We start from the raw sequence: 12,832 nt of genomic DNA, 5'->3' as shown, positions 1-12,832 counted from the left end.
CGTTTATCAAAGAACGCAGAATCATATTCATCTGCTTCTACACAGAAGTATTTGCCACCACCTAAACGTGCGCTTTCGCTAAAACCAAGCGGTACGCCACCAATCAAAAATCCAGGATTTAAACCTGCTTGATCGAGTACCCAAGCTAACATCGTGGTCGTTGTGGTTTTACCATGAGTACCAGCAACACCGAGTACATGTTTGCCTTGTAAAACATGGTCAGCCAAGAACTGCGGGCCTGAAATATAAGGTAGACCTTCATTAAGCATGTATTCAACGGCATCAATGCCGCGTTTCATGGCATTACCGACAATCACGAGATCAGGATGAGGTTGTAAATGGCTACGATCGTAGCCCTGCATCAGTTCAATGCCTGCATTTTCGAGTTGGGTAGACATTGGCGGATAAACATTGGCATCTGAACCTGTGACTTTATGTCCTAAATCTCGTGCTAATAGAGCCAGAGACCCCATAAATGTGCCACAAATACCCAAAATATGCAGATGCATAACTCGCCTACTCCACTGCTTTTGATACAGCACAACTTGGTGTCTGTATTTGTCATTATCAATAAAAATCAATCGCAACGATAGCAAGGCTTGCAGTGAAAAGATAGTCAAAATTCGTTGTTGTTTTTTCACTTAAAATTTAAGCGAGAAGTGCTAAAATTTCATCGTTGTAGTCGCAAAAAAATATAAGCTATCCTCTTCACCATTTTTTAGAAATTTAACAACTTTATTCAATGGAAAGATGAAACGTTCACCATCTGTTAGTATTGCTGCAAGTTCAATTGAGTGATCCAAATTATTAAAAAGTTCAGGATTTAACTCCTTAGCTGTCTCATAATCAACCCAATACCAATTTCTATTTTTATCATTTTTTCTGATCGTTTCTCCTACATATGCACCTGTACGTAGAATAGTTTTAAATCTTTGGTCATCAGAGATTTGATCTAAATTATTTTTATTTAAATCTGACAAATATTTATCGATAAATTTTAAACTTTCTAAAGAATAATCTAGTTTTTGAGGATCTAATGATTCAAAACGATATACAGGGTCATTTTTTTCACTATAGAACATGTTTGCTAAATCAGATAAAGCTTCATTTTGGTTATCTAAATCTAATTCTATCGCGTGGTTTTTGCTCATCGAAAACAGTAGAATAGTTAATAGAAATAACTTTTTCATAATTCTTGTGCTTCTCAAATCTTATTCAAAAATGGATTTTACTACAAAATTTTTAGAGTAAATACAATTGAGTCCGACTCTTATAGCGCTATGTTTCCTTATCATTTCCAATTGTTTTATGACTTTAGCATGGTACGGGCATTTAAAATTTTTGCATCATGCACCTCTTTGGCAAGCCATTTTATTTGGATGGAGTATTGCCCTACTTGAATATAGTTTTATGATTCCAGCAACCAAACTGCTCAATGCAAATGGCTGGAGTTTGGGTGAGATGAAAATCACCCAAGAAGTGGTAACGCTGATCGTCTTCGTCCCCTTTATGATTTTTCTATTCAAACAACCATTCAAGCTAGATTACGTCTGGGCGATGTTCTGTCTATTGGGCTGTGTCTACTTTGTTTTCCGCAATCAAAGCTAATTTGATTCAACATCATTCGCAGCGTTCTTTTGTTGGGGATGATTGAAAAAAACGCTATAATATTTGCCAATTTCTTCCTTCGTGCTTGGCGCAAGTCGAGATACTTCTCTATTTTTATCATGTTTTGGAAAAGCCAATGAATGCGGTCGCAACAGATAGCCAACCTTTAGTCGGGATTATCATGGGTTCTCAATCAGATTGGGCAACACTCGAACATACTGCAAATATGCTCAAACAATTGGGTGTACCTTTCGAAGCTGAAGTGGTTTCTGCACACCGTACACCAGATCGTTTGTTTGAATATGCTGAAACAGCACGTGACCGTGGTATTCAAGTGATTATTGCGGGTGCTGGCGGTGCAGCGCATTTACCAGGTATGTGTGCAGCTAAAACTGACTTACCTGTACTTGGTGTTCCTGTTAAATCTTCGATTTTAAATGGCGTTGATTCATTGCTTTCAATCGTACAGATGCCCGCTGGTATTGCAGTAGGAACATTAGCGATTGGCCAAGCAGGTGCGACCAATGCTGCGATTATGGCAGCGCAAATCTTAGGTTTAACGCGTCCTGAAATTGCTAAAAATGTTGCTGACTTCCGTACTGCTCAAACCGAAAAAGTGTCAGGCAATAACATTCCTGGTCAAGTTTAACGGAGCTGATCATGAATAAAACCATTGGCATTTTTGGTGGCGGTCAGCTTGGACGCATGATGGCGCAAGCAGCGTTACCGTTTAATATTCAATGCAGCTTTTTTGAAGCGGAAACTGAATGCCCAGCTGCGATTCTAGGTCCAGTTTTTTCAAGCAAAACTGAGCAAGGTTTACAGGATTTTATTGCCAGTGCGGATGTTTTCAGCCTTGAGTTTGAAAATACCCCTGTGGCTGATGTAGATGTTTTGACACAAACCAAGACGCTGCACCCTCCTCGCCTTGCTTTGGCAACTGCTCAGAATCGTTTGGCTGAGAAATCTTTATTTGATGAATTGAATATTCCTGTTGCGCCGTATCGTGCTGTGGATAGTTTAGATAGCTTAAAACAAGCGGTGGCTGATCTAGGTTTACCAATCGTGCTGAAAACGGTGACAGGTGGCTACGATGGCAAGGGTCAATTTGTGCTTCGTTCAGAAGATCAGATTGATACAGCGTGGGCTGAACTTGGTCCAGCGAAAAGCTTGATCGCTGAAAGTTTTGTGAAATTCAGTCGTGAAGTTTCGATTATTGCGGTTCGTGGTCAAGATGGTGATGTCAAAACTTGGGCACTCGCTGAAAACCACCACCATAATGGGATCTTGTCACACTCGATTGTACCTGCGCCAAATAGCACAGATCTGCAACCTGTTGCGCAAGATTATATTACCCGTTTGTTGAACCACTTAAATTATGTCGGTGTTCTTACACTCGAATTATTTGTGACTGAGCAAGGTTTATATGCCAATGAAATGGCATGTCGTGTACACAACTCAGGTCATTGGTCGATCGAAGGTGCGATTTGTTCGCAATTTGAAAATCATATCCGTGCTGTGGCTGGTTTACCTTTGGGTTCAACCGATGTGGTTCGCCCAACAGTGATGATCAATATTATTGGTCAACATCCAAAATCTGAAGATGTATTAGCGCTACAAGGTGCACATTTACATCTCTATAATAAGTCAGAACGTACTGGGCGCAAGTTAGGCCATATTACCTTGATGCCGAATAATTCGGATGATTTAACAGGTCTATGCCGTCAATTAGCACAGATTTTACCTGTACCTTTAGCATTGACGGCTGATATGAGTCTCTAAACTTATCCACAATGCCGTAAAAAGCGATCTTCGGATCGTTTTTTTTATTGCAGATTGATTTTTAAATTTAAAAATCTGAGAAATAAGGGTTGTGGATAACTTGATTGTGGATTTTGAATTTAAAATAAAAGGTCTGATTTGACTTTAAAACCGACCTGAGTTGTTATTCTGTGTGTGGTTGATGTTGAGTTGTTTTATTTGGAATTGTATAAAAGAAAACAGTGAGTTACTTACTTTGGGATAATCGCTATAACAAATAGATAAAAAAGATTCTAAATAAAAAAGTTGGCTAAGCCTGTGGGAGGGTTTGATGTCTGAAAAAATTGAAATTGCTCGAATAAAAATGCAGAGCCCTTTAACCAGTGCGATGGATGGTGAGGTACGGTGGTCACCTTTAAAATCGTTATGGGTATTTAGTCATTTGGTGATTGCATTGATTGGTGGTGCGTTAACTTTTTCTTTGGATGCACTATTGGTATTTATATTAACGACTGCTTTTACTTTGTGTTTTGGACATTCTTTGGGAATGCATCGTAAATTGATTCATGACAGCTATAAGTGCCCAAAATGGCTAGAATATTTTTTAGTTCATCTAGGTGTATTGGTTGGCTTGGCTGGACCATTTGGGATGGTGCATACCCATGACTTAAGAGACTGGGCACAAAGACAAAAGCAATGCCATTCTTATTTACGCCATGGTGAACGTATTATCAAGGATGGTTGGTGGCAATTACATTGTGACCTTAAGTTAAAGCATCCACCTGTGTTTAGGCCTGAATCTCATTTGAAAGATAATTGGATTTATCAATTTATGGAAAGAACGTGGATGATGCAACAGCTTCCATTGGCAATTCTTTTATTTATTTGTGGTGGTTTTGCATGGGTCATTTGGGGGATTTCTGCGCGTATTGTTGTTTCTGTGACGGGGCATTGGTTGATTGGTTATTTTGCTCATAATCATGGAGAAATGGACAATGAGGTGGTGGGTGCTGCGGTTCAAGGACATAATGTGAAATGGGCTTCTTATATTACCATGGGTGAATCATGGCATAACAACCATCATGCTTATCCTGAATCAGCAATTTTGGGGATCTATGAGAATCAACCTGATCCTGGCTGGTGGGCTTTAAATGCTTTAAACAATTTGGGCTTGGTTTGGGATATTGTATTGCCTGAAAATTTACCGCATCGCCATAATTTAAAAGCACTGACTTATAGAGCAGTACAGGGTAAAGGGAGTAAGGCTCCTTTTAAATGTCCTGTATTGAGTTTGATTGATTAGCTATAGCTAGCGTTGAATAAAAGCTTAGTGGGGTTAACTTCATTAAGCTTTTTTTATGTGTGATTATTTTGAATTTAAAACTAGCCTGACTGTGGCTATGTATTTTTAAATTTAAAAAGTATGGAGAATTGAGCTTGTGAGTAACTTTTATTTGTAATTTTGAATTTAAAATACAACCCTAAATTTGAATTCAAATAAGTTGGCTTTCTAAGCTTGCAGTTTTAAATTTAAAAATAGGGGGTGTTTTTGAATTTAAACTTTCATCTGTGGGTAACTCCTTAACTAATCTTAGTATTTTGAAATATAAGGAATTAAAAAACAATCTATTGTTTTTCATGTTTTGGCTAAATTGAAATGAATTTAAAAGAGGTTGATTTTTTGAATTCAAAAGCATGAGTGTTATCAGCTTGGTCTTTGAAGTTAAAGTGCGAGTGGTGGTTGAGTGTTGTTTTGAATTTAAAAAAGTGATGTGTTTTATTTTGAATTTAAAAATTAGATCGAATTATGAATTTAAAACTTGTGTTTTAAATTTAAAAGACAAGAAATGAATTCAAATTTACGTTTCCAAACTATACATCTGGGAGTGGCATGTTATGGTGAGGGAGAAATTTAAATTTAAAAATTCTGGTTTTAGACATGAAACAACATTTTTCTTTTTTTCTAGGCACTGCCTTATTTGCTTTTTTCAACCAAGCTCATGCAGAGCTTGTTATTAATGGTGCAACGATGTCAACGCCGACAACAACAGCACTATCTAACAGTACTTATTCACCAAACTCAAATTTCCAAGCGTGTATTGCCAATTTGCGTTCCCAAGCCATTTCATCTGGCGTATCGGGTGCGACTTATGATCGTTACACGCAAAATTTAACGCCTGATTATTCCGTCATTGATAAATTAAATTATCAGCCTGAGTTTTCTACGGCGATCTGGGACTATTTATCGGGTCTGGTTGATAACGAGCGTGTTCAAGCTGGACAGCAAAAACTTGCACAACATCGTGATGTGCTTCGACGGATAGAGCAGACCTATGGTGTACCTGCTGAAACGGTTGTGGCCGTTTGGGGTGTGGAAAGTAACTATGGTGATATTTCTGGTAAATATCCTTTATTACAAGCACTAAGTACTTTGAGTTGTGAAGGTCGCCGTCAAAGTTATTTCCGTAGTGAATTCTTTGCGACGATGCGTATTTTACAACGCGGTGATTTAACACAAGATCAATTATATGGTTCGTGGGCGGGTGCATTTGGGCATACCCAATTTATGCCATCAACTTATGAGCGTTTAGCGGTTGATTTTGATGGTGACGGTCGCCGTGATCTGGTTTCAAGTACCACAGATGCATTGGCATCGACAGCGAATTTTTTAAAAAGAGCAGGGTGGCAAACGGGAATGCCTTGGGGCTTCGAGGTAAAAATTCCACAAGGGATGTCGATTTCAGGCGAAAGTCGTCGTAATAAAAAATCATTAAATCATTGGATTGCACAAGGGGTAACGCGCGCAGATGGCACCGCTTTAATTCAAGGAAATTTATCTGGCAGTACACCAGCGGGATTGATTGCGCCAGCAGGAGCAAGTGGGCCAGTCTTTTTGGTATTTAAAAATTTTGACGCGATTTACAGCTATAATGCAGCAGAAAGTTATGGTTTAGCGATTGCACATTTATCAGATCGTTTGAAAGGTGGGACACCATTTTTAACGGCTTGGCCAACCGATGATGCAGGGACTTCTCGTGCGGAACGTCGTGAAATTCAACAGTTTTTAATTAAACGTGGCTACGATATTGGTGCTGTAGATGGATTGATTGGTGATAAAAGTCGTCAAGCGATTCGCCAAGAACAAACTCGTTTAGGCTTAAATCCAACAGGGCGTGCAGGACAACAAATCTTGCAAGCTTTCCGCCAAGAACAGGCAAAAGAAATGATGCAATAAATCTAAGTGATGATAAAAAAGGTCTGCAGAAGCAGACCTTTTTATTTTAAGGTGCAGCGTCGAGTTTAACTGCTTCTAAAATATCAAAAATGACTGCAGTCACATCTTGGCTTAGATCGCGATCATTAAAGATTTCATAAGCTGAAATAGTGACATCAGTATCGCTTGGGAGTTGTTTTTGTTCTTCTTCAATCAAGTGTTCAATCGGTAATAAAGTTTGTTTTACTTCTAAATGTAGAATTTCATCATAACCAACATTTTCATCCTCAAGCTCAACCTCTTGCTCGTTGAAATAAGGAATTAAAATAGAATGGAGATATGGACTAATGTCTTGAATGTCCATGATTTCAACATCACGAGTTTGCTCAATCGTACTGATATGGTCGCTCACTTCGATGAGAATATGATAGTAACTCATGTTGTTCTCCATTAAGACTAAGATGATGTTTTATCAACACAATAGCATGAAAAAAACAAAATAAGCGACCCATTCTTGTTACCTAAGTTTAAAAACATCATCTCTATAATTTAGTTGATTTATCTACTAAATTTAGTCAGCTAAGCCTAACAGTTTTAAATCGGTATTGGTCAGCTGAAAGTCTTTTGCATCCTGTTCTTTAATTCTTGGATACATTAAAGATTTTGGGTCTTGAGTATGTTTCAGACCTAAAGCATGACCAAACTCGTGAGCTAAAGTGAGGCGTAGATCATCCAGTGATGAAAACTCATAAATAAAAATCTGCTTACCATCAAACTGTCCTTTATGGAGTACTTGTGGCTTAAATGTCTGGTTAAATTTATCGACTGACTGAACGAGTTGCTGACGTAATTGATTAGATTTTTCCGATTGTTTTTGAAGTTGTTGCACTTTTAGATTGTAATCATAGATACGTGCTTGTAAAAGCTGGCTTTGACTTTCAAGTGCGTGTTGTTGCTTTTGCAATTTTTTTGCCAATGTCTTTTTAGAGTGAGCAGCATTCAGTTGTTCTATAGCGGTTTGATAGGATTTCGCTTGTGCTTGGTATTCGGTTTTTTGTAATTCTAATTGTGTATCAGCATAGCGCAGTTGCTGTTTAAGTATCTGTAATTGTTGGTTCTGATCGAGCCAAATTTGTTGCTGTTTTTCTAATTGATGTAAATTCTCAGCGCGTTTTATACTGCGTATCTGACGTTGATCAAATACTAAATTTATGACAAATGTTGCTGAAGGATCATAAACAAAATAGTTTTGTCCTGTGTCTTTTGACCAGATTGCGGCAGCTTGTTGGCTTAGCTCGATTACTTGTTGTTTGTTGAGATTTAAGCGTGGGTCTAGCTCTGCGATTCGATAGCGTAAAGGATTCTCGGTGCTATAGCGAATTTGAGGAGATGTTGAACTAGAAGAAACTTTAGCTAAAGCTGAAGGAGAGAGCAGCATGAAAAAACATGTAGCCAACATAAAAATAAAGGGGTACATAGAGGGAGATAAAATTGAAAAAGGACGTATTTTAATCAGATATGTTTAGTAGTCAAACTTATAGAAAAGAGAGTAATTCATCAATTTATACAATATTTCCATAAAATAAAGATAAATGGATTTATAGAAATATTGAACATAAATTCGAGTATTGATTATGAATTAGACGAAATTTACATGAAACACAGTCATTTATTTTGAATTATACATATCGAATTTTTTAGTATTTTATGTGAATTTGAAAATTTATTAATATTTTATTTTTCACGTAAAATAAATGTTTATTTGTTCAATAAACATACCGTTTGGTGAAAAATTTCGTTTAACGAACAGTCGTGCGATGACTTATTATTTAATTCATCGCACGTACCAGTTCTTGATCGGCTTTTGTGAGTTCAAACTTTTGTAAGTTTTGTTTTTGAATGACTGGATACATGATAGACGTTGGATCATCTGTGTGTTCTAAACCGAGCGCATGTCCGAGTTCATGAGCCAGTGTTAAGCGTAAATCTTCTTTAGACGTAAATTCATAAATATAGATTTGTTTACCGTTGAAATGGCCTTTATGAAATAAACGAGGTTGAAAGTTTTTGTTAAATTGATTTGCTGATAACACTAATTGTTTATTATTTTGATTTAGGCTTTGAATTGCTTGGTTTAACTGTTGAGTTTTTTGTTTATGTTGAGCTATTTCTTGCTTTAAAGAATTTGATTGAAGTTGTAGTTCTTGTTGGCGTTGTGCGAGCTGATCAGCCATTTGCTTAGATGAAGAACGAAGTTGATTAAATCGTTGTACATCAGCGTTATATTGTTGAAACTGAGAGGTCAGTTGGGTTTGCTTACTTGCTATGAGCGCCGTCATTTTCTGGATCTCATCTTTCACTTGTTGTAGTTGTAGCCTTTGGTTTTCCCATTGTTGTTGTTGTTGATTGAGCTGATCTAAGTTCTCTACACGATTTTTACTATGTTGTTGGTGTTCATCGTAAACAAAGTTAATCGTAAATTCAGCTTGTGGATCATAAACAAAGTTTTTTTGTCCTGTTTCTTGTTCCCAAATTTTCGCCGCTTGCTGTGTAAGCTCCAAAACTTGTTGACTATCTAAATTAAAGCGTGGGTCAATATCTGCAATTCGGTAATGTAATGGCATTTGCATAGATTCATGTGTATGTGAACCCGCTGTATGTGATGCATTTTGGGCATAGCTTAGATTGGGTAGACCCATGCATAAGCATGCAACTATAACGGCTAAACCTTGTTTGCGCATGAGCCAAATTCCCCCAAATAAGGTTTATTTTTGAGCAATATTATTTTGCCGTCAAAACGCTATCTACTTAATAAACAAGGTTTAAAAGTGTGACTTTTTTTCCATAAAATAAAAGAATGAATGCTGTGAATAACACAACAAAATAAAACTGAGATGGAGTATATTATGTCTTTTTATTCTAAATAAAATGATATAGATCAAAATCTTGTAGTTTATTGATTGGCTAAAAGTGTAGAGGAGTGGGAGAAAATCAATAAAAATCACTTTTGTTGTTTTTTTGTAAATAAAAGAAAGAGTGAGAAATACTTCACTTTTTAGTTAAAGCTTTCACTTTTATCCATGCTATCTGTTGATTAAAAGCTCACGATCAGCTTGGGTCAGGCTAAAATTTTCAGCATTTTGATCTTTCATTAATGGGTACATGAGCGCGGTTGGATCATTTGCATGTTGTAGCCCAAGAGCATGACCTAACTCGTGCGCGAGCGTTAAGCGTAGATCATCTTCGGATTCAAATTCATAGATTAGAATTTCTCTACCATTAAATAACCCTTTATGAAATAAATGTGGTTGAAAGCGTTGTTTATATTGATGAACCGACTGATCAAGCTGTTGGTTTAATTGATTTAACTCATCAACTTGCTGATTCAAAGTGCTAATTTTCTGATTGTATTGGGTGATTTCTTGCTGTACTTGTTGAATATTGTCCTGTAAGGCCTGTTGTCTTCGTTGAAAATAGTCCCGATCAACTATGGATGCAGGGCGTTGCTGGGCGGTCAGTTGCTCTTGATTATATTGCTGAATTTGTTGATTGAGTTGTTGCTGTTTTAAATCGAGAAACTGTTTATTATTCAGAATTTCCTGTTCAGTTTGATCAAGCCGTTGCTTCTTATCCAGCCATTGTCGTTGACCTGTTTCGAGTTGGCTCAAATGTTCTCGGCGTTGTTCACTTTCGATTTGACGCTCATCGTATATAAAATGGATAGCTAATTGTGCATTTGGAGCATAGACGAAGTAATCTTGACCAGTTCCATCTTTCCAAATTTGTGTGGCTTGCATGCTCAGTTGTTTCACTTGTTCTGTTGTGAGTTTAAAACGAGGATCAACATCAACGATTCTATAACGCAAACGTGTATCAAAAGGATGAGTAATACGATCTAAAAGTGAATTGAACTTGAGTTGCGGATGTTGATGCGTCTGATAGCCTGACCATAACAGAAAAAATACCAGTCCAAGAATAGTAAAAAAACGAATCATTTTATTTTGTTTTTCTCGACATAGAATAAAGATTATTCTAAAGGTGAAGATATGTTCAAATATAAGCAATCTAAATCAATATAGCAAAATAGGGCGATACTGAAAAATACAGATGCATTTTGGATATTAAAAAGCAATAACAGAAGATACAAAAGAAATTCAAGGGATAGAGATGCTGAAATATTTACTGAAAGCGCCTGATACTGCATGGACAGCAGATTCTCCTGCTGAGGCAAACGTTAAAAATTTAAAAATCAAATATTTGGGAACTGCTGGATTTATCCTTTCAGATCAGTATCGTACTTTGGTTTTAGATCCATTTATCAGTCGTCCGAATTTAAGACAGACCTTTACGCAGCCCTTATTGAGTGATCCTTCTTTAGTCCACAAATATATCCCTCATGCCGATGATGTGCTGATTGGTCATGCACATTATGATCATATTCTCGATGCACCTGAGGTTTGTAAACAAACAGGAGCACGCTTAATTGGTTCTCAGGCTGCCATGATGTATGCACGCTCAGCAGGGTTATCTGAACAGCAAATGCTTCAAACAAAAGGGAGAGAAATTATTAATTGTGGCAAATGGCACGTTGTTGGTTTGCCGTCCATTCATGGTAAGGCCTTGTTTGGTCGTGTTCCATTACCGGGAGATATGACCATACCTCCGCCTTATCCACCTAAGTTTCACCATTTGAAGCATGGACAGGTATTTAATTGGTGGATTGATACAGGACATTTAAGCATTGTACATATTGATTCGGCGGATTTTATTGAGCAGGAGCTACAAGCGAAGCAAGCTGATATTGTGTGTTTATGTGCGATTGGGCGGAAATATCGCCCTAACTATGTCAAAGACGTTGTGAGGCTATTGAAGCCGAAATATATCATTCCATGTCATTGGGATACGATGGTCACGCCGATTGATGCACCACCTCAGCTATTGCCAGGGGTGAATATTCCTGAGTTTATTGAAGAAATTAAAGCCTGTGGTGTAATCCCTTTGTTTATGCCGATTTTGGGTGAGTTGTATTTTGATCAAAGTGATTAATCTTAAAGCATAAAAAACCGCGCATAAGCGCGGTTTTTTTAAAGAGACAAATTATTTTTTGTCATCTTTTACTTCAGTAAACTCAGCATCTACGACACCGTCGTCCGCTTTTTGTTGTTGACCTGCATCACCACCTTGGAATGCATTTGGATCAAAACCTTCAGCGCCACCACCTGCTTGTTGAGCTTGCTCATAAGCACGTTGTGTAATAGGCATCAAGATGTTTTGTAACGCTTCAGTTTTCGCTTTGATTGCATCAACATCATTTTCTTTTGTTGCTGCTTCAAGTTCAGAAACCGCAGTTTCAACCGCAGTTTTTTCTTCAGCAGTTACTTGTTCACCAAGATCTTTAACCGCTTTTTGTGAGCTTGAAATTAATGCATCAGCTTCGTTACGTGCTTTAGCAAGTTCTTCAAACTTACGATCTTCTTCAGCATTTGCTTCAGCATCTTTGATCATTGCTTCGATTTCAGCATCAGACAAACCTGAGTTTGCTTTGATCTGAATTGACTGCTCTTTACCAGTGCTCTTATCTTTTGCAGATACTTTTAAGATACCGTCAGCGTTAATGTCGAATGATACTTCAATTTGCGGTACGCCACGCGGAGCAGGTGGGATATCGCCTAATTGGAAGTTACCCAACAATTTGTTTTGTTGAGCCATTTTACGTTCACCTTGGTAAACCGAAATGTCTACAGCTGGTTGGTTGTCAGCAGCAGTAGAGAACACTTGAGATTTCTTCGCAGGAATCGTGGTGTTTTTCTCAATGATCGGAGTTAATACGCCGCCCATTGTTTCGATACCTAAAGTTAAAGGTGTTACGTCTAATAAAAGAACGTCATTTTTGTCACCAGACAATACCGCACCTTGAATCGCAGCACCAATCGCTACAGCTTCGTCAGGGTTCACGTCTTTACGCGGTTCTTTACCGAAGAATTCTTGAACTTTCTGTTGAACCATTGGCATACGAGACTGACCGCCGACCAAGATTACGTCAGAGATTTCAGAAGTCGAAAGACCAGCATCTTTAAGCGCGATACGGCAAGGCTCAATCGTACGAGCAACTAAGTCAGCAACTAAACCTTCAAGTTTTGCACGAGTTACGTTGATCACTAAGTGTTTAGGACCAGTCGCATCAGCTGTGATGTATGGAAGGTTGATTTCAGTTGCATTAGAAGAAGAAAGCTCAATTTTTGCTTTTTC

General features: G+C 37.8%; 13 protein-coding genes. 6 read left to right on the top strand and 7 right to left on the bottom strand.

Annotated features, from left to right (window positions below):
* Nucleotides 1–509, bottom strand: a 509-nt coding sequence (locus B4237_RS08640) for a Mur ligase domain-containing protein (RefSeq protein ID WP_286942729.1), incomplete at its 3' end; no start/stop codon positions are given.
* Between the two features lie 153 nt (nt 510–662).
* On the bottom strand, nt 663–1,190 hold the full coding sequence (locus tag B4237_RS08635; RefSeq protein ID WP_286942728.1) for a hypothetical protein: 528 nt from the start codon (nt 1,188–1,190) through the stop codon (nt 663–665).
* 61 nt (nt 1,191–1,251) lie between these two features.
* Here B4237_RS08635 and B4237_RS08630 point away from each other — a divergent pair, with 61 nt between their 5' ends.
* From B4237_RS08630 to B4237_RS08610, 5 genes are all read left to right on the top strand, one after another.
* A complete protein-coding gene (locus tag B4237_RS08630; protein ID WP_264653411.1) occupies nt 1,252–1,608 on the top strand; it encodes a DMT family protein in 357 nt (118 codons plus the stop codon).
* 136 nt (nt 1,609–1,744) lie between these two features.
* On the top strand, nt 1,745–2,257 hold the full coding sequence (gene purE / locus B4237_RS08625) for a 5-(carboxyamino)imidazole ribonucleotide mutase (protein WP_004882201.1): 513 nt from the start codon (nt 1,745–1,747) through the stop codon (nt 2,255–2,257).
* A gap of 11 nt (nt 2,258–2,268) precedes the next feature.
* Nucleotides 2,269–3,390 carry a 5-(carboxyamino)imidazole ribonucleotide synthase gene (locus tag B4237_RS08620; RefSeq protein ID WP_286942724.1) on the top strand — a complete coding sequence of 374 codons (1,122 nt, stop codon included), beginning with the start codon at nt 2,269–2,271 and terminating at the stop codon, nt 3,388–3,390.
* 310 nt (nt 3,391–3,700) lie between these two features.
* Entirely contained in the window at nt 3,701–4,672 is a 972-nt protein-coding gene (locus B4237_RS08615; RefSeq protein WP_004882198.1) for an acyl-CoA desaturase, read from the top strand.
* 636 nt (nt 4,673–5,308) lie between these two features.
* Complete coding sequence (locus tag B4237_RS08610) at nt 5,309–6,604, top strand: lytic murein transglycosylase (RefSeq protein ID WP_286942723.1); 1,296 nt, start codon at nt 5,309–5,311, stop codon at nt 6,602–6,604.
* Nucleotides 6,605–6,650: 46 nt separating this feature from the next.
* Here B4237_RS08610 and B4237_RS08605 read toward each other — a convergent pair whose 3' ends face one another.
* The 4 genes from B4237_RS08605 to B4237_RS08590 all read right to left on the bottom strand — a co-directional run bounded on the left by B4237_RS08605 (nt 6,651) and on the right by B4237_RS08590 (nt 10,578).
* Nucleotides 6,651–7,034 (bottom strand): hypothetical protein, encoded by a 384-nt coding sequence (locus B4237_RS08605; RefSeq protein WP_165593500.1) that lies wholly within the window; start codon nt 7,032–7,034, stop codon nt 6,651–6,653.
* Nucleotides 7,035–7,154: 120 nt separating this feature from the next.
* A complete protein-coding gene (locus B4237_RS08600; RefSeq protein ID WP_286942721.1) occupies nt 7,155–8,060 on the bottom strand; it encodes a matrixin family metalloprotease in 906 nt (301 codons plus the stop codon).
* 352 nt (nt 8,061–8,412) lie between these two features.
* Nucleotides 8,413–9,324, bottom strand: a complete 912-nt coding sequence (locus tag B4237_RS08595) for a matrixin family metalloprotease (RefSeq protein ID WP_286942719.1) — start codon at nt 9,322–9,324, stop codon at nt 8,413–8,415.
* A gap of 342 nt (nt 9,325–9,666) precedes the next feature.
* On the bottom strand, nt 9,667–10,578 hold the full coding sequence (locus B4237_RS08590; RefSeq protein WP_286942717.1) for a matrixin family metalloprotease: 912 nt from the start codon (nt 10,576–10,578) through the stop codon (nt 9,667–9,669).
* Nucleotides 10,579–10,750: 172 nt separating this feature from the next.
* Between B4237_RS08590 and B4237_RS08585 the strand changes: the two genes are divergently transcribed.
* Complete coding sequence (locus B4237_RS08585; RefSeq protein ID WP_278595876.1) at nt 10,751–11,629, top strand: MBL fold metallo-hydrolase; 879 nt, start codon at nt 10,751–10,753, stop codon at nt 11,627–11,629.
* A gap of 51 nt (nt 11,630–11,680) precedes the next feature.
* On the opposite strand, the gene B4237_RS08580 is transcribed toward B4237_RS08585, so the two are convergent.
* A partial coding sequence (locus tag B4237_RS08580) for an Hsp70 family protein (RefSeq protein ID WP_286942714.1) occupies nt 11,681–12,832 on the bottom strand: 1,152 nt, incomplete at its 5' end.

Source organism: Acinetobacter sp. UBA6526, assembly GCF_002434875.1.
Taxonomy (GTDB): Bacteria; Pseudomonadota; Gammaproteobacteria; order Pseudomonadales; family Moraxellaceae; genus Acinetobacter; species Acinetobacter venetianus.
Note: the sequence above shows the minus strand (reverse complement) of the source record. Positions and strands in the feature narration are given on the sequence as shown.